Origin of the sequence: Corynebacterium sp. HMSC070E08 (assembly GCF_001808895.1) — a bacterium.
Taxonomy (GTDB): Bacteria; Actinomycetota; Actinomycetes; order Mycobacteriales; family Mycobacteriaceae; genus Corynebacterium; species Corynebacterium hiratae.
The window spans coordinates 94770-121739 of record NZ_KV794727.1; the positions used below are offsets into that span (position 1 = coordinate 94770).

Below are 26970 nucleotides of genomic sequence, written 5' to 3' on the forward strand. Positions count from 1 at the left end.
GTTCGACTAAACTTCAAGCACTAAACCTCAACGAACCTCTCACCTTTCCTCACCAAGCCCCGCGCGCTTCACGCCCGCTGGGCTTGGTCCCTTTTCTTTGAAAGGAGGCCGTCATGGCCGAAACCACCGAACCCGAAGAGCAGGGCATCGGTCAAGCTTCACCCCACTGGAAGATGGGGCCCTTCGATGTCCGCCTCCCCTTCGTGCACTACCGCATGGAGTGGCCGGACTTCGCCCAAGGCTTGTTCATGTGTGTGGTGGACTTGGGCGCTATCCCCCTGATGACTGAGGCCCTCGGCATGCCTTACGAGGCGGCACTGGCCGTCGTTATGCTCAACGGCCTGCTCTACCTCACCCACCACCTCTTGGGCGACCCGGTTGTCCCGGGCTGGATTACCCCGGCGATTCCGTTGCTGACGGTCTACATCCAGACCTTCCCGGAGGGTGAGCAGCGTGTGTGGGCGCTCATCAGCTTCCAGCTCTTGCTGGGCATATTCTCATTAACGCTAGGCATAACGGGATGGGCATCGAAGGTCGTCCGCCTCATCCCCTCGGGCTTGCGCTCCGGCATCGTCCTTGGCGCCGGTATCGCCGCCATCATCTCGGTGTTCCAGGAAGGCGGGCGTTTCCACTCCTTCCCCATTACGATCACCATCGCGGTGGCTGTGGCCTTCTTCCTCATGTACTCCCGTGGCTTCCAAGCCCTACGACAGAAGGCCGCCGGTTGGCGCTTCCTGGCTTCGCTAGGCATCCTGCCTGCTATCTTCGTCGCGGTCTTCGTCGCACCACTAGCTGGCGAGGCTCCCTGGCCGGACGTGGAGTGGGGTTTCTCCAAACCAGATTTCATGACCCTGTGGTCTGAGTACACCGTCTTCGGGATCGGTCTTCCGCCGGCACACATGTTCCTCACCGCCATCCCCACGGTGCTGGCCGCCTACATCGTCGTCTTCGGTGACGTCTTGCAGGCCAACGCAGTGCTTAAAGAAGCCGATCACGTCCGCACGGACGAGGCCGTGGTGTACAGCCCGTCGCGCGCACACCTGCTCTTCGGTGGCCGCAACATGCTGATGTCCATCATCGGCCCAGACGTCGCTATGTGTGGCCCGCTGTGGGCGGCGATGCACGTGGTCATCGTCGAGCGCTACAAGCAGGGCAAGCGCGCCATGCGTACCATCTTTGGCGGCGCGGGCTCCTTCCGTTGGGGTACCAACGTGGGTCTCCTGCTGCTGCCGATTACTTCTTTCGTCGAGCCCATCCTGCCGGTGGGTCTGGCGCTGACTCTCATCATCCAGGGCTTCGTGTCGGTGCGCGTGGGCATCATGGAGTCCAAGAACCAGAAGGATCTTGGCATCGCAGGTGTCACCGCCGGCGTGCTGGCCACCCAGGGTGCCGCGTGGGGCTTCGCCGCCGGCATCATCATGGTGCTCGTCGTCTATGGCAAGGACATGTTCAAGGACGAGCGCGACGGCACCATCCGCAACTTCGATGAAATCGATCCGGAGGAGGGCTTCGCCGACGCCCAGGCCGACTTCACCGAGCTGGCTGAGCTCAACGATCTGGATGCCGATGGCCGCCCGATCGATCCGAACGCCCCGAAGCCGAAGGACACCAGAAGCTAACTAAACGCCGCCTCCCCCGTCAGCACCCGCCCCAGAATCAGCGTATGGATCTCATCGGTGCCCTCGTAGGTGCGCACTGATTCCAGATTGGCGGCGTGGCGCAGCGGTGAGTAGTCCGCGGTGATACCGTTGCCGCCCAGGATGGTGCGGGCCTGGCGGCAAATGTCGATGGCAGTGCGGCAGTTGGCCAGCTTGCCCACCGAGATTTGGTAGGGCTCCAGCGTGCCCGCATCCTTGGCGCGGCCCAGGTTCAACGCCAGCAGCTGCCCCTTGTTCAGCTCCACCGTCATATCCACCAGCTTCTGCTGGGTGAGCTGGAAGGACGCCAGCGAGCGGTCGAACTGCTTGCGCTCCTTGGCATACTTCAGCGCCACCTCCAAGGAATCGCGCGCAGCGCCCAAAGCACCGAAGCTGATACCGAAGCGAGCCTCGTTCAAACACATAAACGGCCCCTTGAGTCCCGGATGCTTGGGCAGCAGGGCGTCGGCGGGCAAAGTAACGCCTTCCAGTTCAATATCGCACTGGATAGAAGCGCGCATCGATAGCTTGCGGGTAATTGGCGTCGCCTTAAACCCCGGCGTGGACGTCGGCACGATGAAGCCGCGCACGCCCGCCTCCACCCCGGCGGCCGCCGCGTCTTCCTCGGACACCTTGGCCCAGATGATGGCCACCCCGGCCACACTCGCCAGGCCAATCCAGCGCTTCGCACCGTCCAGTACCCATTCACCGGAGCGGTAGCGCGCGACCGTCGCCATGCTTGCCGGGTCCGAACCGGCGGTCGGCTCCGTCAACCCGAAGCAACCAATGACCTCGCCGGTGGCCATCTTGGGCAGCCACTGTTGCTTCTGCTCCTCCGAGCCGTGCTTATAAATCGCCGACATCGCCAGCGAGCCCTGCACCGATACCACCGTGCGGATGCCGGAGTCCCCTGCTTCCAGTTCCTGCATGGCCAGCCCGTATTCCACCGCGGAACGTCCAGCGCAGCCATAGCCTTCCAGATGCATCCCGAACAGTCCGGCCTGCGCTAGCACCGAGAAGATGGAGTCCGGCAGCACCGCGTCCTCGTACCACTGCCCCACGTGCGGGCGGATGTGCTCATCCACCAGTGCGGCGACGCGGTCGCGAGTAGCTTTTTCTTCTTCGCTCAGCAGAGCATCGATCCCCAGAAGATCTGTCATGGCATTCTCCTCACGATTCGAGCAACGAACCACAATTCGTATGTATAGTAATACGCATCACTCTACCCGCTCGCCCCAGGAGGAACAATGCGCGCGCCCGCCAACGCCATCCCGATAACCCTTGCCTTGCGGTGGTCCGACCAGGACGCGAACGCCCACGTCAATAACGCCACGATGGTCACGCTTTTAGAGGAAGCGCGCGTCCGTGCGGCCGCCAAACTGAGCGGCCCAATTGCCACCAATTCCTATGCTCACGTGGTGCGATCCCTCGAAGTCCAGTATGACGCCGAGCTCACCTACACCGATTCCATCGAGGCACGCGTGTGGATTTCCCACATCGGAAATACCTCCTATCAGGTTTCCCACGAACTCATCCAGGACGGAACGTCGTGCGTGTTCGCAACAGCGACGCTGGTGCTTATCGATACCTCTGAGCGCCGCCCCATCGCCCTGCCCGATGACCTCAAGGACCGCTTGCACGCCCATTTTTCCGAATAGCCATTCACCTTTTCATTCACCCTCCTCCCCCATAATTTCGCACCACCAAGGAGCACAACACTCATGATTTCCACCCGCGTTACCGAGATGCTCGGCATAGAGCACCCCATCATCCAAGGCGGCATGCAATGGGTCGGCCGCGCTGAACTCGCCGCCGCGGTATCCAACGCCGGCGGCCTCGGCGTCGTCACCGCGCTTACGCAGCCCACCCCGGAAGACTTGCGCCACGAGATTCGCCGCACGCGCGAGCTGACCGATAAGCCCTTCGGCGTCAACCTCACCATGCTCCCGGCAATTACCCCACCGCCCTATGCGGAATACCGCGACGTCATCATTGAGGAAGGCGTCACGATTGCAGAAACCGCCGGCAACAATCCCAAGGACCACATGCCGGCTTTCAAGGATGCTGGCATCACTGTCATCCACAAGTGCACCTCCGTGCGGCATGCGCTGAGCGCACAGAAGGTGGGCGTCGACATCGTGAGCATCGACGGCTTCGAGTGCGCCGGCCACCCCGGCGAAGATGACATTCCGGGACTCGTGCTCATTCCCGCCGCCGCGGACCAGCTGGACATCCCCATCGTGGCCTCAGGCGGCTTCGCGGATGGCCGCGGGCTCGCTGCCGCCCTGGCACTGGGCGCCGAGGGCATCAACATGGGAACCCGCTTCGTGGCTTCCACGGAAGCCCCAGTGCACGAGAACGTCAAGCAGGCCATCGTGGAGCGCAGCGAGCTGGATACCCAGCTCATCCTCCGCGAGCTGCGCAATTCCACCCGCGTGGCCAGGAACGCTGTCAGCGATGAGGTTGCCGAGCGCCTTGCCCAGGGCGCCGAGTTTGGGGATATCCGCCACCTCGTTGCCGGCAAGCGCGGCCGTGCAGTCTACGAAACCGGTGATTTGGATGCAGGCGTGTGGACCTGCGGAACGTCGCAGGGTCTAATCCACGATGTGGCCCCCTGCTCCGAAATCGTCTCCCGCATCTCCGATGAGGCCGAGCGCATCATTTCCTCCCTCACCGAGCTTGTTAAGGACTAAGCCATGACCGATGCCATCCTCACCCGCCGCGAAGGCTCCGTCCTCGTCGCACGCATCAATAACTCCGCGCGCCGCAACGCCATTGCCAAGGAACACTGTCTAGCCCTCTCCGCCGCGCTTGCCGACGCCTCCTCTGACCCCGCCGTCCGCGCCCTCATCATCACCGGCGATGAAACCGCCTTCTGTGCCGGAGCGGATCTCGTCGCCGCCGCACAAGAGGCAGCCGCCGCGCAGGCCGCGGGAGAGACTCCCAACCCGGCCGAGTCCACCATGCTTCCCCAGCTCAACGCACTGGTGGCTGAGATTCAGGCCGCCGAAATTCCCGTCATCGCCGCGGTCGAAGGTGCGGCCGCTGGCGCGGGTGCTTCGCTGGCTTTTGCCTGCGATCTCATCGTGGCCGGCGAGGACTCCTACTTCACGCTGCCCTTCGGCAAGATTGGCCTTATCCCTGACGGCGGCGTGAGCCTCACCGCACTCGCCTCCGTGGGGCGCCACCGCGCGCTCGCCCTGGCACTGCTACAAGACAAGCTCGGCGTCGCCGAGGCCGAGGCTGCAGGTCTCGTAGCCACACGCGCGCCCCAGGGCCACGCACTGGCCACTGCACTGGAGGTAGCACAGCGCCTGCACATCGCACCGCGCGATGCCCTGGCCAAAGCCAAGGAGGCCATCAACCGCACGGCCCTGGAGCAGCTCGATGGGCAGCTGGCCTGGGAAGAGCCGACGCAGTACGCGCAGATGGCCTCGGCTGGCCACAAGGAGGGAGTCACGGCATTTCTGGAGAAGCGTTCCGCGCGTTTTGATTAGCAAAAATCGACTAGCAGAAAACTGCCAGGCGGAGTTCATGGCGGTGCCAGCACTGGCCGCCATACTCTGTGTTGTGCGTTTGAGAGAGCGCATGCGAGAGAGAGAACCCCTCATCCTCCGGAGGGCGGCCAGTGGCTGATAATCGGAGGAACTTGATAGAGACGCTGCTGGGCCCTTCCCCGAGGAATCGCGGGAGGGGCCCAGCGGTGTTTTTCACCTAGCCTGGTTCACATGGATTCTTCTTCTCCACTGGATCTCCACGCCTGCGCTAGCGCCCGCGCTGCCGAACTTCCCGGCGCGACGTTGACGCACCCCTTCGGCCCTGACTGGGACGTGTTCAAGGTACGCGGCAAGGTCTTCCTCCTTCTCACCGCGGCTACTGGCCGCCCGCAGGCTATCCTCAAAGCTGAGCCCCTGGACGCCGAAGCGCTGCGCAGCGAGCACGCCTTCATCACACCCGGCTATCACATGAACAAGCGCCACTGGGTGTCCGTACACCCAGATCCCCGACTCACCCCGCAGCTTCTCAACGAACTTGTAACGGACTCCTACCGCCTTGTGGTGGAAAAGCTCCCCCGCTCACAACGCCCCATTAATCCGTCCGATTTTGGCTCTCCATAACCCCGATTATTAACCCCGGGGGCAACTCCCCGCACAGATTCCATTGCGTCTTGGTGGCGATAACCAGCGGAATTCAACCAGCAAAGCAGACTTACAGCTCACCTCTGCCTTTTAGGCGAGTCTAAGCTTCACATTGTCTGCCGATCAGTTGCATACTGTATGTCGTGCGTTGGAGAGAACGCACACAGAGAGAGATAGAGAGACTTCAGCGCCCTGTGGCCCTCAGTGTGAGCGGCCCGGGCGCTGAAGTTCTTATTACAGGAAACCGCGCCGGTTTAACCCAAGACAAAAGCCCCTGCCTCAGCGAGGCAGGGGCAAAAAGAACCTAGAAGCTACTTAGCCTAGAAAGGCAGCTTGATGTTGAGGTTCAGGGCCTTCGCGATAGCCGGGAAGGCAGCAGCAACGGCAGCGAGAACGCCGGCAACGATGCCGAAGATAGCCAGCGGAGTCGGCTTGCCGTCCTTGGAGGACAGTACACCCTCAGCGGAGCTCTTCTTGTCGCCTGGTTCCGCGGTCTTGGAAGTAGACGGCTCTGCAGTCTTAGTCGTGGTGGCGGAGGTAGAGGACTTCTCGGAATTGTCAGCAGGCTTGGAGGACGAGGTCGCGCTCGAGCTGGTGGGAGATTCCTTCGGCTCGGAGGTCTTAGAGGTCTCGCTTCCCGCCGGGTCAGTGGCCTTGGTAGTGGTGGTCGTGTCCGACGCGGAAGCCTCGGCGCTCGTCGTCTCAGAGGTGGAGGACTCGGAGTCTGACTCCTTTGCAGCATCACGCTTGTCACGGAGATCCTTTACCTGCAAAGCAGTGAGCTGCTTGCCATCTGCAGACTCGTAGTACACCTCCGCTTCGCCATTGCTGCCAGTCTTCGTCTTCTTGATGTAGGTCACACCATCAACGTCGAAAGTTTCCGGCAGCGGAATACCTTCCATGCTGTCTGCTGCCTCCGGAACCTGGGCGATTGCGATGGTGGTGCCGCCAAGGAGGAGGGTACCGGACAGGGCTACTGCAGCAAGGGAACGGGAAATCTTCATGGATTCTCCTTAGGAGTCATACAAAATGTAGGGAGCCAAAGATTGACTGCACGTTAACAATAGTCACATTTGCGTCTCGTGTCACCGTTTTTGAACATATCCCCCGCGTATGGGCAAAGAACACAGTCGCCTCTCGTATTCCTAACCCGATAAAAGTCCTTTTTATCTGCTATTTACCGCCGCTGTCGCTGAGTGGATCAAACACTTTCGACTAGCGGCATAAATTTCCTTTATATTACCCCCGACTAACACCAATAAAGTGGCTAAAAGTGTGTTCTTGGAACTCGGTTGCAGATTCCCTCCCCGAACTTTTACGCTTGATTACGTGACAGATATTGATCCAATCGCTGAGACCATCGCGGAGTACCGCCGCTTCGAACGCGCCCGGGCTAGGTTCGACACAGAAGCGCGCCGCGAGTACGGAATCACCGGTTCCCATCTTTCGCTTCTGCGGCTCATCGATAAGAAGGGCCCCATCCCGATCCTTCAGCTGCGCAAGGAACTAGGATGGCAACCCGCCACCATCGGGCAGGCTGTCAAGCGCTTAGTGCGTGATGATCTCATTGCGCTCAACGACGATCCGGAGGACCTGCGCCGCCGTTTGTGCGACATCACCGAAGAAGGCCGTCGCTTCCTGCTCCATGTCCCGCTTACCGGCCCAGTGCGCTTACGCACCTACGAGTTCAGCGAGGAAGAGCTCACCGCGATGAAGCGCGGATTCGAGGTCGCACTACAGGCCTTTGGCTACGAGCCGTGGAGCGATAACGACTAAGGCAGATAGCAACTAGCGCGTCTTGCGCGGCGGCGCGCAGGGCACCTAGCCCTCCCCGCACCCGGATTCCACGAGGCGTTGCGCCACGTGCGTCAGCACGTCCAGGCCGGCCACGCAGTCCTCCGCCGTGGTGAATTCCTTTTCGTTGTGTGAGATGCCGTCGACGGACGGGATGAAGAGCATGACCGTCGGCACCACCTCCTTGAGGTTGGTCGAGTCATGGCCGGCCACCGTATAGATCTCCTGGTGCGAGTAGCCCAGTTCCTCTACTACCTCCCGGGCCAGCGCGACGCCGGCCGCCGGGTAGGGGTTGAGAGCCCACTCATGCGTCGGGGATAGCTCGACTGAGGTGCGGGACTCCTCCTCTGCTGCGGCGATGATCTCCTGCAGGCGTGCTTGGGCCTTGTCCAGCACCTCCGTAGACGGCGAGCGCACATCCACGTTGAAGCGCACCTCGCGCGCGATGGTCACCGGCGAGTTTGGCTCCAGCGTCAGCTGCGAGACCGAGGCCTGCAGCTGGCCTTCGGCAAATTCGTGGGTGAGGCGCTCCACGGAAGAGATGATGAGGGAGGCACCGAAAAGTGCGTCCTTCCTATCGGCCATCAGAGTAGAGCCGGTATGGCCCTGTTCACCGGAAACAATCGCCTGGAATTTCTTCGCGCCCCACGTGGCAGTGACCAGACCAATCGTGTTGCCGGCGGCTTCAAGCTCCTTGCCTTGCTCGACGTGGATCTCCGCATAGGCCGCGAGCTTCGGGGCTTCACCGCGCGGGGCCCAGCCGGCCTCTTCTTGAGCCTGCGCGACGGTGACGCCGCTGAGGTCGGTGGCGGAGTGGGCGTCGTCAAGCGCCAGCGTCCCTACGAACACGGAGCTGCCCATCATGGAGGGTGCAAAGCGCGAGCCCTCCTCGTTGAACCAGTTGATAACCGCCAGGTTATAGCGCGCCTTGGCACCCGATTGCGCCACGCGCCCGGCGGCATGAGCTGCAGCCAGCACGCCATAAGCACCGTCGAAACGGCCGGCCAAGGGCTGCGAATCCAGGTGCGAGCCCACGCCCACGTACTCGGCGCCCGGGGCGAGTTCAAAAAGTCCGTACTGGTTGCCAATCTCGTCGTAGATGACGCGCGCCCCAAGCGACTCCAGGACCTCATGGAACCAGGCGCGGTTGAGGTTATCGCCGGCACTGGCGGCTTGGCGCTCCACGCCGCCGCCCGGTGTGGCGCCGTTGGCGGACATGGCCTGGAAATCTGACAGGAATTGTTCGTTGGTGGTTGCTCGCATTTCTACTCCTTAAAAGCTTCCGTAGCGCAGCTCGCCGCCCACGATGGTGGCGGCCACGTCGATGGTGGAAAGATCATCAGTCTGCAGTGGGTCCTGTGAAAGCAGCACGAAATCCGCCAGCTGTCCCAGCATCACCTGCCCCTTGCGCCCGGCCCAACCAGTTGCTGCGGCCGAGCCGGCGGTGTAGGCGTAGAGAGCCTCGGCAGGGGTCAGACGATCCTCAGGCCCATAATCCCGGCCTGAGGCGGTGCGCCGCTCCACGAAGGCCTGCATGACCTCCAGGGGTACCCCGGGTGCCACGGGTTGATCGGAACTGCCGGGGAGGATGAGGGAGGCGTCGAGAAGCCGCTTGCCTGGGTAGCTCCACGCGGTGCGCTCCGGGCCGAGGGCATCCGCCATCGCGTCGCCGAAAGCCCGGATGAACAGCGGCTGCGGAACCACCACGATGGGCTGGCCGCGCAGGCGCTCAATCTGATCGGGACGCACCACGCCGCCGTGTTCGATGCGGTGTGGCATGGCGGGCACGCCATGCTTGTCGATGGCCTCCTCCAGCGTCTCTATCGCAAAATCCACCGCCGCATCGCCGATGGCGTGGATGGCCAAGGACCAACCGGAATTCGCCGCCTGCAGCGCACGGGTGCGCATCTGTTCCGGATCACCCTGGAAGTATCCGTGATGGGAGCAGCAGGCGTAATTCTCTGTCAGTGCGGCGGTGGTACCTAGTAGGGAGCCATCGCTGAAGATCTTGACGGGGCCGATCTGCAGCCACTCATCGCCGAAGCCGGTGCGCAGGCCACCATCTAGGCCCCAGCCGGGGCCGTCGGAGGCGTGTCCGGAGATCTCGTGGAGCACGTCCATGGTCACCATCACCTGCATGCGGGTGTGCAGGGTGGCGTTTTGATAGGCGGCTATCTCGCGCGGGCTGTGCCCGATCCAGCCGCCGGCCACCCCGGCGTCCGTGACGGAAGTCAGACCGCGCTCCAGGTAACGGCGTGTGGCCAGCTCAAGAGCGCGGGCGATCTCCTCCCCGGATTCCGGCAGGGTTACCTCCTGGATAGCGCGCATGGCGTTTTCATCGAGCAGCCCGGTGCAGTGCCCGTCGGCATCGCGAAGGAACTCGCCGCCTTCCACCTCCGGCGGGTTGGTGGGATCGACGCCCGCCGCGCGCAGGGCCGCGGTGTTGACCGTGTAGGCGTGGCCCGAGTTGTGCTTGATCAGCAGCGGAGCACCGCCGGTCGCGCGGTCAAGCTGCTCTATCTCCACCGGCGCATCCAGCCCGGAGGGGCGGAACCCTGCGGCCACTACCCAGCCGTCGGGATTGGGCTCGGTGCCACGCAACGCTGAATAGACCTCCTCTGGTGTTGTGGCCTGGGATAGGTCCACTTCCAGCAGCGTTTGGCCGAACCACACCGTGTGGGAATGCACATCGTTAAAGCCCGGAGTGAGCGTGCGCCCGCCGGCATCCCACATCTCATCGGCGGGCAGCGCGCGGGCGTCCTCCCCTACTGCCAGGATGCGCTCGTTGGCAAAGGCCACCGCATCCGTGACCGGCCGCGCGGGGTCTTGTGTCAGGATGTGGGCGTTGTCGATGCGCGTAATCATGCGTCCTCCTGCTTCTCTGACAAGCTGCACGAGCACCGTGCTGTGTTTGTCACCACATGCTAGCCAGATCGGTGAGGCACCTCGCTACCTGCAGGGCAATTCACCACCGCTGAGCGTGTAGCGTTGTGCATATGCACGAAATACGCTGGCGCGACATCGTCGCGGAGGTCCACGGCACCATCCCCCGCCTGGTGGAGGATTTCCTCGCTGCTTTTACTCGTTCAGGGCGCTATGGCGACTCGTTGGTGAGCGAAGACGAGTTACGCCTCACAGCCTTCGAGGTCTTCGCGCGCATCACCGACGTGTTGGTCGGCGCGATGGATGAGGAGGAGTTGCGTGCCCATGCGCAAAGCCTGGGCCGGCGGCGCGCACATCAGGGGGTGGAGCTGGCCACGCTCATCGATGCCATCCAGCTCGACTTCACGGTTCTCTGGGAGCACCTGCGCCGGGCCGCCGGCGCGGACCAAGAGATACTCATCGATCACGTGGCACAGGTGCATTCGGTTGTGACGATGTACAACCTCGTGGTGCGCGATGCTTACCGTTTGGAGGAGGCGCGCGGGCAGCACAACGTGCACCACGCTCACGCCCGGCACCTGGAACGACTCTTCGCTGCCGAGTCCCTGGGCACGCTCGGCATCGCGGAGATCGCCCGCGCACTCAACATCGATGTTGACACCCACTTCGACGTCGTGGTGTCCCACCCCACCGCTGCGGTGAAGCTGCGCGCGCTTCTCGACGGGCCCATCTCCGCCGGCGAAGCCTTCGGCCACCCTGTGCGTGGGATGTTCGTGGCCTTTTGGCCAAGCAAGCACTACCCCAGCGACCGGGGACCCAGCGGCCACACCGCCAGCTTCACTACCGCTGACTTTGAACAGATCTCCGGCATACTCTTCCGTGACGTCACCGGCCTGGCTGGAGCACGCGCGGCAGCGCACCAGGCACCGCGCATTTTCGACTCCACCGGTCCGCTCAGCCAACTCACCGAAGCGGCCGATGCGCTCTGGGCCGTCGCGGGCGATGTCCTCGCAGACTTCACCGCCAGCGGCATGACGGAGCTGACGCAGACCATCGCCGAGATGCGCCTTAAGAACGCGCCGCTGTACCGAACCATCACCACCTACCTGGACTGCGGCTCCATCAAGGACTCCGCTGAAGCGCTGAACTGCCACCGCAACACCGTGCTCAACCGCCTGCGGCAGGTCACCGAGCTCACCGGCCTTGATATCACTCGACCCAAGGACGCGGCCCGAGTGCTCCTCGCACTGCACCGCACAGGAGGAATAGTTTCAAAGTAAAAGAAGTTGGGCCTCGACACTGCCGCCCACTAGGCTCAGGTGCCGTGTCTCAAGAACTCTCCTCCTCCACCCTGAACGCGCGCGCCCGGCGCATCGTCGCCTGGGTTGCTGCACTGAACCTCCTCGGATTCTTCGGCGAGTTCATCATCGCCGCCATCATCGGCTCGGCGGCACTGTTTGCTGACGCCGCCGACTTCCTCGAGGATTTCCTCATCAATGCGCTCGTCCTGCTCGCGCTGCGCTGGTCGGCGGAGGGACGTCGCAAAGCAAGCTATGGCCTAGCCGGGCTGATCCTGATTCCGGCGTTGGCGTCCTATGGCATGGCGATATGGAAGATCATCACCGGCGCCGTACCTGAGCCACTTACGTTGTCGGGCACGGCCGTGGCAGCGATGCTCATCAACCTGCTCTGCGCGGTGCTGCTCATACAACTTCGCCACGGCAGCGCGCTTACGCGCGGCGCATGGCTGGCGGCACGCAATGATGTCGCCGCCAATATCCTCATTCTCGGCGCCGGCCTACTCATGCTGGTGTGGGCAAGCCCGTGGCCGGACATCGTGGTGGGCCTCATCATCGGCACCATTAACCTGCGCGCAGCGGCTGAGGTGTTCGAGCAAGCGCGCGCCGAAGATCCGGAAATTGAAGAAGATTAACGCGCCATCCCTAAGAATTTTTTAAGTAAGCCGCGGGCCTGCATGCAATCCCGCGCGCACCTCTGGGGCTAAAAATGGCCTGGCAATAAGCGCTGCACGCAACCTTTTCCTACCCCGTATGGGGTCATTCTTTAGTTTGTGGCCAAATGGTCAAAGAGACGTTTTCCCAGAATACGGTCTAGTTGGACAAAACCAAGGTCGGCGCAAATTTCTTAGCCAATTGTTCACCTTCGCGTCACCCTATCGAAATATACTTCGCTCTCCAAAAATATAAACAATCCTTAGGGTGCGCGATCCTGAAAGTCACCTTATCGTTGCTTCACGTCACGCACTGAGCGCTACAGCGCATACGCAGCGCCACCACAGTGCGTCACCATATTGCCCCAAACTTTTTCATCCAGGAGAACAACCATGACCAAGCGTCGTCGTACCGCCGGCCTCATCGCCGGCCTCGCGATTGCGGGCACCGCCCTCATCGCACCGGCTGCATCCGCAGCAACCCACACCGAGTCCTACCCGGAGACCCCGGCCGTCAACGCCAAGCTCCCCATCGTCCACACCAGCCACGGCTCCGACCACATGAAGGCCAACGTGCTCAACCCGCGTCCGGTCTGCAACCCGTGGGAGGACCACCGCACCGTGGTCTACAAGGTGACCGATAACTTCATGCCGGCAGGCACCATCTCCACCACCAACCAGACCAAGAAGGACATCCCGCTGCAGCAGGACCTGTCCAAGTCCCAGTCCATCACCCTGTCCGTCAACGGTGACCGCACTGAGACCACCTCCATGAACGCGGGCGGCAAGGGCTCCGGCAAGAACTCCGAGGGCTCCTTCGGCATCTCCCACCAGATCGCCACCAAGCTCGGCGCCTCCGCGTCCTACTCCCTGTCCTGGGAGGCTGGCCAGTCCATCGGCCCGTACGATGTTCCGCCGAACCACACCGGTGAGGCCACCTACGGCTTCCGCGTTCTGAACATGACCGGTACCCAGCAGTACTGCAAGCCGAACGGCACCTGGTCCACCCCGACCTTCTGGTCCGCAATGCAGCCGATGAAGAACGAGGTTCGCGTCAAGCTCTACGACGACATCGCTGATTCCTACGCTCCGAACAAGGACGCTCAGAACACCACCGACGTCAACGACCCGAAGGTTGTTGAGGAGGAGAAGTCCCCGGAGGCTGACGCTGAGGTCATCAAGGACAACGAGGTTGCTCCGGAGGAGAAGGTTGTCTCCGAGGCCGAAGGCAAGAAGGAAGAGGAAGCCGACAAGAAGGTCCAGGAGGACGTCGAGAACGGCAAGACCGATGAGGCTAAGCAGAAGCTGGACCTGAAGCCGGTTCTGACCACCTCTGGCGCTAAGCACGCAGGTTTCGCAGGCACCGTTGCTCTCCGCCTGGAGAACGTCGGCACCGAGCGCTACTACGGCAACTACCCGGCAGTTCAGTACCGCGTTGACGTCAAGACCGCTGAGGGCCCGAAGGGTGTTGACCGCCTGATCACCCCGCGTTCCTCCAATGGTGCGCACATCCGCGACCTTGGCTTCGACGAGAAGACCTCCACCCGCTCCTTCGAGGTCACCCTGGCCAACCCGATTAACGCTGGCGAGTCCGCTCGCGTTGCCAACCTGGACTTCGGCGACGGCAACACCAAGGAAGGCCGCCTGAAGAACTACATCGAGGTCACCCAGATTTCCCGCCTCGACGGTGACAAGTCCACCCACAACGACCAGAACGTTGATTCCCGCGAGATCACCGTCAAGGACACCGGCAAGAAGGCTGAGGGCCTGTTCTAAATAACAGCCCCCTCCTCTACATAACGAGTGTGCAGCACGCCGGCGCTTAGTCCGGCTGCGAGAGAGTGCGTAAACCCCCGACCGCCCCCATGCGGTCGGGGGTTTACGTTTCTCCGGTTTGGAGCGCCCAGCCCCACTAGCGCTGTTATGTACTAATGCACTAATGCAGGCGATGCAACGTTCGTTGGATATTCTGAGATAATGCTTTCCTCTCGCACCGCACTCGCGGGCCTTCTTTCGGTGGGGCTGATTCTTTCTCCTCCCCACACTCATCTCGCACATGCGCAGTCTTCAGTTGAATCCGCGCACTCAGCAGACTCGCTGAGCAGCGAGGTCACCAACATTGATCAGCACTCCTCTGCCCTCGATCCCATCGCGCTGGGTCCGTTGGCACCCGTGCTCTTCGCGGAGAACATCTTTGCCGTATGGGGACCACTACTCCAGCTGTTAAAGATTCCCGTCGTAGCGCCGGAAGCCACGCGCCCACCAGCAACCGCCGCGCCGGCACAGCTGCGCGAGCTGCAGCACATCCAGGACAACGTGTGGCAGTTCAAGGCCTACTCACCATCCATGGACCGCGTCATCACCAACGACATCATTCTCCCGCCGGGTGGATTGGAGAATACTCAGCCCCGCCCGACCTATTATTTGCTCGGTGGCGCAGGAGGAGGTGAGGACGCACTGTGGTGGGACGGCGGAGGAGCCTCCGAGTTCTTCCAGGACAAGCAGGTCAATGTTGTCTCGCCGCGCGGTGCTTATGGCTCAATGATGTCCGATTGGGCCCAGCCGCATGACACGCACGGAAAGTATAAGTGGGCCACCTACCTGACCAAGGAGCTCCCGCAGCTTATCGACGCCGAGTTTCACGGCAACGGTACCGACGGCATCGCGGGCGTGAGCAACTCTGGCGGCCCAGCACTCGAACTTGCCACCTATGATCCGCGGTTCAAGGTGGCCGGTTCCATCTCCGGTTGCCCCTCGACCACGGGCGTTGTCGCGCAAGGCTTCGCGTGGGTCAGCGCGGCGTTCTACGGCACGGACCCGGCGCGCTCCTTTGGTGCACCGTGGGATCCGGCGTGGGCTCGGCATTCGCCGGTTCTCAACCTCGATAAGCAGCACGGCAGGAAGACGTTTGTCATCGTCTCACGCGGTGGCCCGGCGGACTTTGATGTCGACATTGAGGACTCACCGCTGCCTGCACTAGGCCTCAACGAGCGGTTGGATTATTGGTGCAGTTCCTACTACGCCAAGCAAGCCACCGCAGCTGGCGTGGACCTCGATTACTACGAGCTTCCGGAGGGGCGCCACACGTGGGGGCTGTTCCGACGTGAGCTGGCCATCAGTTGGGCCACGGTGGGCCCGGCCCTCGGGGTGTAGCCCCTAGATCACCGCACGTTGCATTAGTAAAATCAGCATCCATGAATGTCATGGATACGTGGGAACCCACACTTACGACAGGACCCCTTCTCGGCATCGCCGCGGCTGCAATTGCGGTCATCTTGGTCCTTGTCATCTACTTCAAGGTGCACGCCTTCGTCACCCTCGTCACGGTCTCCGCGCTGACTGCGTTGGCCGCCGGCATCCCACTGGATGGCGTGGTGCCCACCATGACGAGCGGCTTCGGATCGACGTTGGGTTCCGTGGCCTTGCTGGTGGGCCTGGGCGCCATGATCGGGCGGTTGGCGGAGACCTCCGGCGGTGCCAAGACGCTTGCCGACGCCCTCGTGAAACTCTTCGGCGAGGACAAAGCGCCCCTGGCTCTGGGCGTGGCCTCCCTCATCATGGGTTTTCCCATCTTCTTCGACGCGGGCCTCATGGTGATGCTGCCGGTCATCTTCGCCGTCGCCCGGCGCCTCGATGGCCCAGTGTTGGCCTACGGTATCCCCGCCGCCGGCGCCTTTTCCGTCATGCACGTCTTCGTCCCACCGCACCCGGGGCCTGTCGCAGCTGGTGAGTTCTTCGGCGCGAACATCGGTCTCATCCTTATCTTCGGTCTCCTCGTCGCGCTGCCCACGTGGTATCTCTCCGGCTACCGCTTCGGGCTCCACCTAGGAAAGAAGTACCCCTACCGCCTCGAGGAAGCGGTCACCGGCGCGCTGGTGAGCGAAGCGGAACTGCCGGCGCGCCCGGCCTCCCCGTTCGCAGTTCTCAGCATCCTGTTCATCCCCATGGTACTTATCTTTGGCAATACCGGGCTGACCACGCTGGGCACCGCTGGCCTCGTCGACCCCGCTGCTTCATGGGTGCGCTTCTTCATTTTCTTAGGCCAGACCCCGATCGCCCTGCTGATCACCACTCTTGCGGCGATGGCCGTGCTGGGCCTGCGCCGTGGGGAAAGCAAGAGCGCCATCGAAAAGACCGTGGAGTCTTCGCTCGGTCCGATTTGTTCCGTCATCCTCATCACCGGCGCCGGCGGCATGTTCGGTGGGGTGCTGCGCACCAGCGGCATCGGTGACGCGCTGGCGGATTCCTTGTCCGGACTCGGCATCCCCGTCATCCTGGCCTGCTACCTCATCGCGGTAGCACTGCGCCTGGCACAGGGCTCAGCCACCGTTGCCCTCACCACGGCCGCAGCGCTCATGGTGCCCGCCGTGGAGGCAGGCGGCTTCACGGAAATCCAGCTGGTCCTCATCACGCTCGCCACCGCGGCGGGCTCCGTCTTTGGCAGCCACGTCAATGACTCCGGCTTCTGGTTGGTCGGCCGACTCATGGGCATGGACGTAGCCACCACCCTGCGGACATGGACCGTCAACCAGGCGCTGATTTCCGCGATCGGCTTCGGCGTCGTCCTTATCTTCTACGGCGCCGCCGCGCTGCTCTAGACCTGCAGGTACTCGGCCGCCGCGGCGGCAAGGTCCTCCGGGGCAGCGCTGACATCCAGCACGATGCCTGCTTCCCCCGGCTGCAGTTCCTCGAGCGTCTCGAACTGTGAATCCAGCAGGGAGACCGGCATGAAGTGCCCAGAGCGCTGGCTCATGCGCTCCTTGAGCAAATCGTAGGAGCCGTGCAGGTGCACGAAGACCGTATCCGGTGCCGCGGCGCGGATGATGTCGCGGTAGGAGCGCTTGAGCGCGGAGCAGCCCACGATGGCCCCGGTGTCCTGGTCCGCGAGAAAGCGGCCGATGAACTCGAGCCAGGGCTTGCGGTCGGCGTCGTCAAGCGCCTGCCCCGAGGACATCTTCTCGATGTTCGCCTTCGGATGCATATCGTCCCCATCCCGAAAAGGCAGGCCGGTGCGCTGCGCCAGCAACTCCCCCACCGTGGACTTACCGCAGCTCGAGACTCCCATGATCACCACGTGCTTGCGCATCAATCCTCCTTAAGACAGCACCCGATCCTACGCGCTACGCACTACGTGCCGTAGCGCGGCTGACCACAGCGAGGCTTAGCCCAGTGGACCGTAGCCAAAGTCCCCGCGCTGCACCTCGCCGCGGGCATTCGGATCGAAGGTGGCGCACAGGGCGGCCGCCACGTAGCGAACGCCGCCCTCCGGCGCGGAGGAGCCGACGCGCTCAGCACAGTTCTCCAGTGCAGGCAGGCCGATGCTCTGCCCCGGCATAGTCATGGAGAAGAAGGACGCGGCCATCATGGTGTTACCATCGGCGCGAACATATTCCGAAGAGCCCTTGATGGCCTGCCAGGCAATCGCGCCAACGGGATCGGTGCGGAATTGATCCCGCTCAGTTTGAGTCAGCTCGGCGTTGGCGGCGGGGACGGACAGTGATGCAACGAGGAGCGCAGCGCATGCTGCGAGGAAAGAAGATTTTTTCATAGCAATACTGTATCCCCCGTGCCGTAGGGTTGTCCTGGTATTCCTTCGTTATTGCCCAAATGAGTCGCTTGTTGCGCGAAGGATGGAAGTGCGCAGCTGGCGTATCTCAGTAGGCCCCACGCGGCAGCACCCGCCCAGCAGGCTCGCGCCGGCGGCCACGAGATCCGTTGCGGCCTCAGCCAAACTCACCGCGCCAGCGGGGGCCGGCCGCCACTCATGGGCGCCGTGGTCCCAGAGTTCGCCGCTGTTGGGGCAAGCCAGCAGCCGCTTATCGGTGGCTGCGCGCAGCGTCTTCACCACACCAAGCGCGTGGGGCGCGCTCACGCAGTTCACGCCCACGGCACCCAGCCGTGGTGCCTGGTTGACCAGGTCGATAACACGCATGAGCTTGACCGGGTCAGCGGCAATGGCCCCGGTAATGCTCAGCGCAAAGGGCTTGGGCTGAGCCGACAGGAGTTCCAGCAGTACCGCAGCCTCGTCGACGTTGGGGATGGTCTCAGCAAGCAAAAAGTCAGCGTCCGTATCCGCGAGCACCGCTACCCTGCGGGCATGCCAGCGGTACAGCTCCTCGCGGCTAAGGCCGTAGGCCCCGTCGTAGTCGGTGCCCTCACCTGGGCCTGCGCCATAAGGGCCGATGGATGCGGCAACCAAGTATTCCTCCAGGGCGCCGTGCTTGTCGACGGCCCCGCCCGCCGCATCACGTGCCACCGCAACGCTGCGGCGCAGAAGTGTTTCCGCCTCCTCGCCGAGGACGTCGAAGGTGACTTGATAGGAGGCTGTGGTGGCCACTTGGGCACCAGCGGCGAAGAAGTCAGCGTGGGCAGATTCGATGAGCGCTGGGTTCTCACGCAGCACGCGCGCCGACCACAACGGGCCGGAGATATCGTGTCCCTGGGCTTCGAGGTAGGTTCCCAGGCCGCCATCGAGAAGCAGCGGCGCGGCATGAAGGACCATGCGCATGAGCTTAGCAATGGCTTCCGCAGTCACCCCGCACCATCACGATAAGCCACCCCAATAGACGTATTAGTTTTCTTAATCTTTAGGCGGTCCGATCGTTCTTCCCGGGATCTATTCACGCTCGTCATCACCATTTCCACGCACCGCGCCACAACAGCGCCCATTAGCACAAGCTATGCATTCACAGAAGCTACCCATGCTTTTGCCAAGAAATAGCCAAGGTTTCAGCTATATTTAGCCCCCTCTCCCCTAAAAGCCCTGGATATAGGAATGCAATTCTGAACGACCACCCCCGAACATCACCCCCACTGCGCGAAACTAAAGGCCCAACCTTTGCAAAGCCGGGCCAAAAGTAGGGGAAATCTAAAGAAGCCTAAGAGACGAGCCATAAAAGGTGACAAACATAAGGGCAAAGCTTAAAACTGCTGGTCAGCTGGCCTTTCCGCACTGAAGAGAGCTTTAATTTTAAGTGAAAGTACCCCTCGGTACGCGGCAGGAAAGCCGCCACTTAACCCTGAAGCAGAAAGAGGTGCCCGCCATGTTCCGCCTCCAGTTTGGACACACCGCCACAAAGATTATTGCCCCCGTTGCTGCCGCCGCAGCACTCTTCGCTGGCTCCGTCAACGCCCCTGCTCAGGCCCTCAGTTCCTTCGGCACATTCAACCCGGCCGCGTTCGACTTCACGGTCCCGGCAGCCGCTGGCCCGGTTACCCCAGCACCGCAGACCTCCGCCAGTGTCCAGGGAATCATTAATCAAACCAATGCCCAGCGCGTGGCTAATGGCCTCGCACCGCTGCGCGTTGACCCGAACCTGACCAACCTGGCACAGGACTGGGCCAACACCTTGAGCCGCGACGGCAACACCCGTCACCGCCCGAACTACTGGACCCACTACCCCGCCGGCCTGCCAGCTGGTGGCGAGAACGTCCTCCAGGCATGGAGCGACTACTCCGATGCCCGCATCGTGCAGCTATGGATGGATTCCCCCGGCCACCGCAAGAACCTGCTTGACCCGCGCGCCAAGTCCGTGGGCATTGGCATGGCCATCGGTGCCGACGGCAAGCTGTATGCCGTCCAGAACTTTGGACGCTAGGCCTTACACCTTTGCCCAATAGATGTACCCGCGAGAAGGAACCCCCTCCTCACGGGTACATCCACCGTTTTGGCACCAAGATAATTCTCACATGACCACCCAATCCAGAACCATTCAGGGAGCTGCCGACATCAAAGGAGCGGGAGGGGTGAACTTGTTCGTCGTCGGGTCGCCGAGGACTTGCCCATCGGTGTCGGTGAGTTCTTTGTAAAGAGACTTCTCGGCGGGTTTCTCGGAAGGTTCGGCACTCCCAGATAAAGACGCGCTAGCACGAAACCAAAGAAGCAGCGGAGTGCAGCGCTCCATACGCAGCCCCCTAGTAACGCTCACGCGTTACTTCTACTCGGGCAAGCAACCTAGGCGGGTCGGCGTTACCGGGGCGATACCAATGCTGAAATGGGTCCTGTGGTCGCGGTTATTCGGCGTGAAAGGCCGGGTTCAGGGTTTCGATCGTGGCCATCGGGGTGTCATAGCCGAGGACGTTAAAACCTGCGTCCTCTCCGGGCCACAGGAATGTGTGGTCGAAGCTATCGGAGGCGAGATCGTAGCGCGCGATCCACGTCTGCCACTTACCACGTTCCGGATCGGCGGTGAGCTGTCGCAACCATTCCAGCAGGTCGGGGTCGAGTGCCGGATTGCGTATGCCCACCGGCGTGGGCAGGGTCTCCTTGCCGACAAAGCGCCATGCTTGTGATGCACCTTGCACCTCGTTGAGGCCGGTCACGACCACAAAGCCGTCCCACGGTTTCTCCTCATTGAGCTCCTCATCTAAACGCAGACACTCGCTCATTGCTTCAAGGACCGAATCGGCGGAGTCCATGTCGACGGTGAAATCAGATGGAGTCATTGCGTTCCCTCCAGTTGCGCCATGGGTTTATTCAGCGTGATGGGCTGGGTTCAGGGTTTCGATCGTGGACATCGGAGTGTCATAGGCGAGAACGTTAAAGCCTTCGTCCTCTCCGGGCCACAGGAATGTGTGGTCGAATTTATCGGAGGCGAGATCGTACCGCGCGATCCAGGTCTGCCACTCACCGCGTTCCGGATCGGCGGTGAGCTCTCGCAACCGTGCGATCAGCGTACGGTTGAACGCTGGGTTGAGTGCGGACACCGTGGTGATCAAAGTCTTATCACCGACAAACCGCCATGCCTGGCGCGCCGCGTGCCCCTGCTCGTAACCGGACACGACCACAAAGCCATCCCACGGTGTACGCTGATTGAGTTTGCGGTCCACGCGTAGGCATCGACCGATCACATCCAGAATCGAATCGACGGAGTCGTAGTCAACCTCGATATCGGGTGTGGTCATTGTGTTTCCCTCAGTTGCTTTCGGTGTACACACGAACCAAGCCTAGCGGCAGCCTATTCGTATTGCTTACTCACTTTGCGCAACGGGTATTTGATTGACACTGCGCCGCGTGTATTCAAGGTCCTTTCCGTAAATAGTCAAGCCCGTGATGTCGTGATGGTCAGATTTCCTGAAGATGAAGGATGCCAGGTAGCCGATAACGAGAGTTCCTACGAAGGCGACAATCGAGACCAAGAATGGGCCTTGGTCCAGCTTTCCAGCGAAATACGCAGCAATCGCTCCGCACAGGAGCCCGATGAGAACGCCATTGGAATTTGCGGACTTCGTAAAGATACCCAAGACAAATACCGCAGTGAGCGGAACTCCAAAAAGACCGGTAATCGCGAGGAACAGGTCCCACAGGTCCGACTGGTTGGTAATGATGAGATACAGTGCAACGGCCAATCCGAAGGTTCCGGCAACGATGATGACCAGGCGAGAGAAAGCAACCGACGCTTCCTTCGGGGAGAAGCGGTTATAGATATCTACGACAACGCAGGCGGAAATCGAGTTGAGCGAAGAAGAAATTGTCGATTGCGCAGCCGCCAAGATGGCAGCAATCAAGAGTCCGGCAATGCCTGCAGGCAGCTCCGAAAGAATGAAATACGGCACTACGGCAGAAGTGTTGACTCCTTCAGGCAGACCACCCTTCGCTTCGTAGAAGTTATACAAAGCCGTTCCCATCCCGTAGAACAGCGGAATTGTTATCAGCGCCAGTATTCCGTTGACGATGAGGGACTTCTTCGTTGCTTGAATTGTAGGAGTCGTTTGGTAGCGCTGAACGACGTCCTGAGAAGAGGTGTACTGGTGCAAGCTGTTCAGTACATTTCCGATAAAGATGAATGGTATTGAGGAGAAGACTGCATTCGTGGTGAAGTTGTCCGCTGAGTAGAACTTTCCTTCTTCAGCGGCGTTAACCACCGCACCGCTAAATCCATCGGGAGTCATGGCCATGGCCGTCAGCACTACCGCTGCAGCGCCAGCCAGCAGCAGGATTCCCTGAATCACATCAGACCAAATCACGCCTTCCATGCCTCCCAGGAAGGTGTACACAATACAAAGAGCGCCTACAAACGCGGCGACGACCAGCGGGTTGATATCTGCCACCGACGTGATTGCCAACGTAGGCAAATAGATAACGATGGCGATGCGCCCAACGTGATACAGAACGAAGAGGAGCGAGCCTAGAACTCGGAGGGCTACGGAGAATCTCTCCTCAAGGTACTCGTAGGCCGTCGTGACATCCAGCTTCCTAAAGAACGGAACATAATAACCAATCAAAATTGGAACAATGGCAAAAATAGCGAGGTTACCAGCCGAGTAGGCCCAGTCAGTCAGATACGCCTTTTCCGGAGTGGACATAAACGTGATGGCAGACAGCGTCGTGGCATAGATTGAGAATCCTGCCGCCCAGCCAGGAATCCTGCCACCCGCTTTGAAGAATTCGTCCTGATCACTGCCGGCCCTACGCGCAAAATAAGCGCCGACAAGAAGCATTCCCAGGAGATAGAGGATCAGAACTATCCAGTTGAGTGTTCCGAACGATTGCATTTGACCTTCCCTTCAGGGCTTTCAGTGCAGAGAGCTAAATCACTCTCCGATTCGTCTGTGCAACAAAGCATGTTGAAAGATACAATACATCAGACGTCTGATGTGTGAGGGGATTTAAGATAAAGCCGTCTACCCCTGATCGTCAGAGCGAAGTGCTCCTCCCCCAGCAGCGCTCATCCTTTGAGAACCCCGCCAACGTGGGAGGCTTAAGATGGATCGGAAAGAAAAGAGGGATTAACCAGTGCACACCGGAACATGGGGATTCAGCGAAGCCGCACATCGCCCTGCCTCAACCACACAGCAGGCTGTAGAAGGCATCAAGAAATTCATTCAGGACAACGCACTCAAGCCTGGGGACACTTTGCCAACCGAATCAGAGCTCTGTGAGGAACTCGGCTTCTCTCGCTCCTCCGTCCGAGAAGCCATCAGAATCCTAGCGACGTTAGATATCGTCGAAGTCAGGCACGGAACCGGAACGTTTGTCTCCGGCACGTCACTCAAAGCCCTAGTTCAAGGCCTCATTTTTCGCGCGACTCTCGACGCTGACGACAACCTTGAAACGCTTCGCAATGTGGTGGAGATTCGGCAGGCAATTGATCTTGCTATCGGGCAAGAAATCACTACCAAACCCGATCCCTCCAAGCTAGATCAGTTGAGCGCCATCGTTGAAAAAATGTCAGCCAAGCGGGAGCAAGGTCTCAACTTTGCCGAGGAGGATCGGGAGTTTCATCAGGTTCTGCTTTCCGAAATAGATAACCCGATTATCCGTGAGCTCAATGATGCCTTCTGGCAAGTGCACATGAACGTCATTCCACTTCGCAAAATAGAAGAACCACAGGACTTCAGCAGAACGGTTCGCGCGCACCAAGACATCGTCGATGCCCTACAGAATAAAGATCTGAAGAAGTACCAAGAGTCTGTAATCAGGCATTACGAGCCCCTGCTGACTTCGCTGTGACAGTCCGTGTCAGCTATTAAAGCTCCGCGTAATCCACGCAGGGTCTGTAATGGCAGTGCCAATGATGATTGCGTCGGCGCCGGCGCGCTTTCCTGCAGCCACATCATCGCGCGAGGCAAACCTTCCTTCGCCGATTACAAAGGCATCCTCACCGCAGAGCCGTCGCCCCTCTGCCAAGCATTCAAGATCTGGGCCTTCGGTCTTGCTCCGGAACTCTGTGTAGCCGGCCAGCGTCGTTGAGATGATATCCGCCCCCGCTTGGTGCGCCCGCTGCATTTCTTCCGGGGTAGAACAGTCAGCCATCGACAGAACATTAAGTCGGTGGCACTCGGCGACAAGATCGGAGAAGCTCGATCCATCGGGCCGAGGGCGATCCGTAGCATCCGCACAGATAACAGCGGCCCCTGCCTCAGCCAATCGGCGCACGGACTCAACAGTAGGGGTGATATAAACCCCCTCACTCCCCTCCTTTGTTAGGCCGAAAACTGGTACATCTACTGCGGCTGCGATTGCCTCGACATCCTCGATGCCGCCATACCCGCCACACCGGATTGCGCGGCTTCCGCCCTCAACACACGCACGGGCGACATGCGTCAAGGTGTGGGTATCGCGCATTGGGTGACCATCCGGCGCTTGCACCGAGACAATCACCGAGTTTCGAATCATGTCGTGAACTTCTTCTCGGCGGTCAGCCAGTTCACTGCTCTTAAACCTAAACATATGCTTGAACCTTCCTCTGGATATATCGCGGTTAAACGGTGCTAAAAAGCGTTGTCTCGAGCAAAAGCCGCTGCGCCCACTAACGGGGCTGTCGCCGGGGATTCAGTAACCCGAATTGCAACGGAGCGATTCGGCTTCAACGCGAAATCCTCTATAGCCTGACGGAACGGTTCCTCCACAGCCGCCCCAATCTGACACACACCACCGCCCAAGACAACGGCATCGAGATCGAGCCCTGAAACAAGACCAGCCACCGCGCGGCCAAGGCCATAAGAATTCCCTCGAATAATCTGGGACGCGAGCTCATCTCCCTGGTTCATTCTTTCCACGACCTTTTCGAGGGGAAGCGCTAACTGGTCCCGCTGCTTCCACTGCACCCGTTCGCTTGCAGGGTTCGCAGAAAATTCTTCGTAATATGCAGCCAGACTATTGCCGCTCATGATGTTCTCGGCGCGGTCCGCAAAGCCCCGGAAATCAGCACACAAGAGTTCAGAAAACTCTCCGGCCGATCCGGTAGGTCCGCTGAGCAGACTCCCGTTATCGCTTACCGCACCACCGACACCAGTTCCCAACGAAAGGTACAGGACTCTGCCGGACTGGAACTCCCTCGCGGCTCCGAGCATCAACTCTCCGTACGCCCAGACTCGCACATCGTTATGAACAGCACACGGGAGATCAACAACCTCTTTCGCGACCTCACGAAGGTTGGTGCCAGCCCAGTTCTTAATGGTGTCTCCGTTGTAGGTGACGAGCCCTTCGGGAGCTTTAATGACTCCTGGCGAGCCAATGCCGATTCGCGCCGGAGTGATACCCGATTCCTCCAACGCCAGCTGAATGGCTTTCTGGATCTGCTCCTGTGGCGAAGCCCCGGCCGGCTGGGTAGGTATCTTTCCCAGCGCTACTGCTTGTGTTGGGTCCTCATCAGCCACGAAGCCCCAACCAATCTTGGTTGCACCGACATCAAGCGCAAGGGTACTAGTCACTCTTCACTCGTTTCGTCGTAGTCCAGAGGAATTAAGGTTCGATCACCTGAGCGGCATCGACGATCTCATGAATCTTAGCCAGCTCCTCATCGTTCAGAGCGACATGCGGACGAGACATCAGCCCCGACGGGAAGACGCCCAGGTGGTGCAGCGCTGCCTTGAAACTGCCGAGGCCTTGCGAGCTCCCGCCCATGCGCGTGCCATCACCAACACCAACGATGGTGAAAAGGTCACAAATCTTAGACTGCAATTCCGCGGCCTCTGCGTACGATCCGTCAACTAGGAGCTCGTGTAGCTTCACGTAGGAAACCGGGTCCACGTTGCCCAGACCAGGTACCACGCCATCGGCACCTGCCAGGTAAGCAAAGTCGACCGTAGTTTCCGAGCCGGTCAAGACTACAAAGTCTTTCACCCCAGCCTTGTCGCGGGCGCTAATCAGAGCACGCGTGTATCCATCATTGCCGCCGGAATCCTTGACACCAGCGATAACGCCTTCCTTGGCCAGAGAAATAAGAGTAGCGATATCCAGCACGGAGTGAACGCTGACCGGAATGTTGTACGCGTAGATGGGGGTCTCTGGCGCGGCTGCATGGAGAAGCCGTAAGTGCTCAGCAATTTCTACATCATGAGTACGAACATAAAAAGGCGCAGTGGCAACTAGCCCTTGCACCCCGAGCGCGACGGCGTCTTCAATGTGCTCAATCACTCGCGGTGCCGTCATATCAATCACGCCGGCGATGACCGGAACGCGCCCTTGAGCCTGTTCCACCACCGTTGCGATGACTTCCTTGCGCTGCTCTCGAGTGAGGAAAGCAACCTCACCTGAGGAGCCGAGCACGAACAGGCCATGAACGCCAGCCTTAATAAGGCGTTCAGCCTGGCGCTTGAGGGTATCGGTGTCGACGGAGTAGTCCTCATTAAACGGGGTCAGCAGCGGTGGTACAACACCGCGCAGGAGCTGTGTGCTTGCAGTCATGTTTGGAAACCTTCCTCTTCGCCTTCGTATTAGAGTCATAAGACATCATACGTCTCCTAGGATTGTGATGCAGTTCCTTCCAGCGAAAAGAACTCCGCTTACAGCTCGTTGCCTAGTTCAAGCTCTCCGCCTTCCACACTCCCCTCTTCCTTGGAACAGTGGAGCGGGGGCACCTTACCTAGAGCCATGGGCCTGCTAGCAGTACGATGCCAATCAGTTTTTAGCCTCGGCAAAAAGTCGACCGCTTGGTTATGATGGCGCGCCTTACGATTGTGAATGTGCGCCTGCCAACACGTGACTGTAGGCGCGTTCGACTCGCCCTTGCGTGCCGCGACCGAGAGAACCGGAAGTGGACAAAACAGCTGCAAGCAGGGCCGGACGCCGCAAGGTTGACAAACTATATAGGAACACCCCCTAATACAGGCATGTATACTC

The 26970-nt window shown here is 60.6% G+C and carries 25 protein-coding genes and 1 pseudogene; 13 read left to right on the forward strand and 13 right to left on the reverse strand.

Going from position 1 to position 26970, the window contains the following annotated elements:
• The first annotated feature begins 113 nt into the window (after positions 1 to 113).
• A complete protein-coding gene (locus HMPREF2526_RS00910) occupies positions 114 to 1619 on the forward strand; it encodes a permease family protein (protein WP_070545252.1) in 1506 nt (501 codons plus the stop codon).
• Here HMPREF2526_RS00910 and HMPREF2526_RS00915 read toward each other — a convergent pair.
• The gene (locus tag HMPREF2526_RS00915; protein ID WP_070545254.1) at positions 1616 to 2797 is read right to left on the reverse strand and encodes an acyl-CoA dehydrogenase family protein; all 1182 of its coding nucleotides are present in this window, start codon (positions 2795 to 2797) and stop codon (positions 1616 to 1618) included. The two genes, HMPREF2526_RS00910 and HMPREF2526_RS00915, sit on opposite strands and share 4 nt — an antisense overlap.
• A gap of 87 nt (positions 2798 to 2884) precedes the next feature.
• Between HMPREF2526_RS00915 and HMPREF2526_RS00920 the strand changes: the two genes are divergently transcribed.
• From HMPREF2526_RS00920 to HMPREF2526_RS00935, 4 genes and pseudogenes are all read left to right on the forward strand, one after another.
• On the forward strand, positions 2885 to 3295 hold the full coding sequence (locus HMPREF2526_RS00920; RefSeq protein WP_070545256.1) for an acyl-CoA thioesterase: 411 nt from the start codon (positions 2885 to 2887) through the stop codon (positions 3293 to 3295).
• Between the two features lie 18 nt (positions 3296 to 3313).
• Positions 3314 to 4330: pseudogene (locus HMPREF2526_RS00925) on the forward strand (NAD(P)H-dependent flavin oxidoreductase); the annotation flags it as partial.
• A 3-nt stretch (positions 4331 to 4333) separates the two neighbouring features.
• A complete protein-coding gene (locus HMPREF2526_RS00930; RefSeq protein ID WP_070545260.1) occupies positions 4334 to 5134 on the forward strand; it encodes an enoyl-CoA hydratase-related protein in 801 nt (266 codons plus the stop codon).
• Positions 5135 to 5365: 231 nt separating this feature from the next.
• The gene (locus HMPREF2526_RS00935; RefSeq protein ID WP_070545262.1) at positions 5366 to 5755 is read left to right on the forward strand and encodes an MmcQ/YjbR family DNA-binding protein; all 390 of its coding nucleotides are present in this window, start codon (positions 5366 to 5368) and stop codon (positions 5753 to 5755) included.
• A gap of 341 nt (positions 5756 to 6096) precedes the next feature.
• On the opposite strand, the gene HMPREF2526_RS00940 is transcribed toward HMPREF2526_RS00935, so the two are convergent.
• Positions 6097 to 6780 (reverse strand): hypothetical protein, encoded by a 684-nt coding sequence (locus HMPREF2526_RS00940; protein ID WP_070545264.1) that lies wholly within the window; start codon positions 6778 to 6780, stop codon positions 6097 to 6099.
• 325 nt (positions 6781 to 7105) lie between these two features.
• On the opposite strand from HMPREF2526_RS00940, the gene HMPREF2526_RS00945 reads away from it, so the two are divergent.
• Positions 7106 to 7552, forward strand: coding sequence for a MarR family winged helix-turn-helix transcriptional regulator (locus tag HMPREF2526_RS00945; RefSeq protein ID WP_049156188.1), 447 nt, complete (start codon positions 7106 to 7108; stop codon positions 7550 to 7552).
• A gap of 45 nt (positions 7553 to 7597) precedes the next feature.
• Here the strand turns inward: HMPREF2526_RS00945 and HMPREF2526_RS00950 are convergent, their stop codons facing one another.
• Positions 7598 to 8833: a M20 family metallo-hydrolase gene (locus HMPREF2526_RS00950; RefSeq protein WP_070545266.1), complete on the reverse strand. Its 1236-nt coding sequence runs from the start codon at positions 8831 to 8833 to the stop codon at positions 7598 to 7600.
• Positions 8834 to 8842: 9 nt separating this feature from the next.
• Entirely contained in the window at positions 8843 to 10435 is a 1593-nt protein-coding gene (locus HMPREF2526_RS00955; RefSeq protein WP_070545268.1) for an amidohydrolase, read from the reverse strand.
• Between the two features lie 131 nt (positions 10436 to 10566).
• Here HMPREF2526_RS00955 and HMPREF2526_RS00960 point away from each other — a divergent pair, with 131 nt between their 5' ends.
• The 5 genes from HMPREF2526_RS00960 to HMPREF2526_RS00980 all read left to right on the forward strand — a co-directional run bounded on the left by HMPREF2526_RS00960 (position 10567) and on the right by HMPREF2526_RS00980 (position 17002).
• Entirely contained in the window at positions 10567 to 11733 is a 1167-nt protein-coding gene (locus tag HMPREF2526_RS00960) for a helix-turn-helix domain-containing protein (protein ID WP_070545269.1), read from the forward strand.
• 44 nt (positions 11734 to 11777) lie between these two features.
• Entirely contained in the window at positions 11778 to 12386 is a 609-nt protein-coding gene (locus tag HMPREF2526_RS00965; RefSeq protein WP_070545271.1) for a cation efflux transmembrane domain-containing protein, read from the forward strand.
• Positions 12387 to 12797: 411 nt separating this feature from the next.
• On the forward strand, positions 12798 to 14180 hold the full coding sequence (locus tag HMPREF2526_RS00970) for a hypothetical protein (protein WP_070545273.1): 1383 nt from the start codon (positions 12798 to 12800) through the stop codon (positions 14178 to 14180).
• 201 nt (positions 14181 to 14381) lie between these two features.
• Entirely contained in the window at positions 14382 to 15557 is a 1176-nt protein-coding gene (locus tag HMPREF2526_RS00975) for an alpha/beta hydrolase (RefSeq protein ID WP_070545274.1), read from the forward strand.
• Positions 15558 to 15607: 50 nt separating this feature from the next.
• Positions 15608 to 17002, forward strand: coding sequence for a GntP family permease (locus tag HMPREF2526_RS00980; RefSeq protein ID WP_070545368.1), 1395 nt, complete (start codon positions 15608 to 15610; stop codon positions 17000 to 17002).
• Here the strand turns inward: HMPREF2526_RS00980 and HMPREF2526_RS00985 are convergent.
• From HMPREF2526_RS00985 to mmuM, 3 genes are all read right to left on the reverse strand, one after another.
• On the reverse strand, positions 16999 to 17490 hold the full coding sequence (locus tag HMPREF2526_RS00985; RefSeq protein WP_070545276.1) for a gluconokinase: 492 nt from the start codon (positions 17488 to 17490) through the stop codon (positions 16999 to 17001). The genes HMPREF2526_RS00980 and HMPREF2526_RS00985 overlap by 4 nt on opposite strands.
• Before the next feature lie 75 nt (positions 17491 to 17565).
• A complete protein-coding gene (locus tag HMPREF2526_RS00990) occupies positions 17566 to 17952 on the reverse strand; it encodes a hypothetical protein (protein ID WP_049155956.1) in 387 nt (128 codons plus the stop codon).
• Between the two features lie 48 nt (positions 17953 to 18000).
• On the reverse strand, positions 18001 to 18939 hold the full coding sequence (gene mmuM / locus HMPREF2526_RS00995) for a homocysteine S-methyltransferase (protein ID WP_239663616.1): 939 nt from the start codon (positions 18937 to 18939) through the stop codon (positions 18001 to 18003).
• A gap of 508 nt (positions 18940 to 19447) precedes the next feature.
• Between mmuM and HMPREF2526_RS01000 the strand changes: the two genes are divergently transcribed.
• Positions 19448 to 20002, forward strand: coding sequence for a CAP domain-containing protein (locus HMPREF2526_RS01000; protein ID WP_070545278.1), 555 nt, complete (start codon positions 19448 to 19450; stop codon positions 20000 to 20002).
• Positions 20003 to 20417: 415 nt separating this feature from the next.
• On the opposite strand, the gene HMPREF2526_RS01005 is transcribed toward HMPREF2526_RS01000, so the two are convergent.
• The 3 genes from HMPREF2526_RS01005 to HMPREF2526_RS01015 form a co-directional block, all read right to left on the reverse strand.
• Positions 20418 to 20849 carry a hypothetical protein gene (locus HMPREF2526_RS01005; protein ID WP_070545281.1) on the reverse strand — a complete coding sequence of 144 codons (432 nt, stop codon included), beginning with the start codon at positions 20847 to 20849 and terminating at the stop codon, positions 20418 to 20420.
• A gap of 27 nt (positions 20850 to 20876) precedes the next feature.
• Positions 20877 to 21308: a hypothetical protein gene (locus tag HMPREF2526_RS01010; protein ID WP_070545283.1), complete on the reverse strand. Its 432-nt coding sequence runs from the start codon at positions 21306 to 21308 to the stop codon at positions 20877 to 20879.
• Positions 21309 to 21374: 66 nt separating this feature from the next.
• Positions 21375 to 22898, reverse strand: a complete 1524-nt coding sequence (locus tag HMPREF2526_RS01015) for a sodium:solute symporter family protein (protein ID WP_049155937.1) — start codon at positions 22896 to 22898, stop codon at positions 21375 to 21377.
• Between the two features lie 241 nt (positions 22899 to 23139).
• On the opposite strand from HMPREF2526_RS01015, the gene HMPREF2526_RS01020 reads away from it, so the two are divergent.
• Complete coding sequence (locus HMPREF2526_RS01020) at positions 23140 to 23856, forward strand: FadR/GntR family transcriptional regulator (RefSeq protein ID WP_070545285.1); 717 nt, start codon at positions 23140 to 23142, stop codon at positions 23854 to 23856.
• A 9-nt stretch (positions 23857 to 23865) separates the two neighbouring features.
• On the opposite strand, the gene HMPREF2526_RS01025 is transcribed toward HMPREF2526_RS01020, so the two are convergent.
• The 3 genes from HMPREF2526_RS01025 to HMPREF2526_RS01035 are packed head-to-tail and all read right to left on the reverse strand — an operon-like array spanning position 23866 to position 26535.
• Positions 23866 to 24576 (reverse strand): N-acetylmannosamine-6-phosphate 2-epimerase, encoded by a 711-nt coding sequence (locus HMPREF2526_RS01025; RefSeq protein ID WP_070545287.1) that lies wholly within the window; start codon positions 24574 to 24576, stop codon positions 23866 to 23868.
• Positions 24577 to 24617: 41 nt separating this feature from the next.
• Positions 24618 to 25559: an ROK family protein gene (locus HMPREF2526_RS01030; protein WP_049155929.1), complete on the reverse strand. Its 942-nt coding sequence runs from the start codon at positions 25557 to 25559 to the stop codon at positions 24618 to 24620.
• A gap of 31 nt (positions 25560 to 25590) precedes the next feature.
• Positions 25591 to 26535, reverse strand: a complete 945-nt coding sequence (locus HMPREF2526_RS01035; RefSeq protein WP_070545289.1) for a dihydrodipicolinate synthase family protein — start codon at positions 26533 to 26535, stop codon at positions 25591 to 25593.
• Positions 26536 to 26970: the final 435 nt, after the last annotated feature.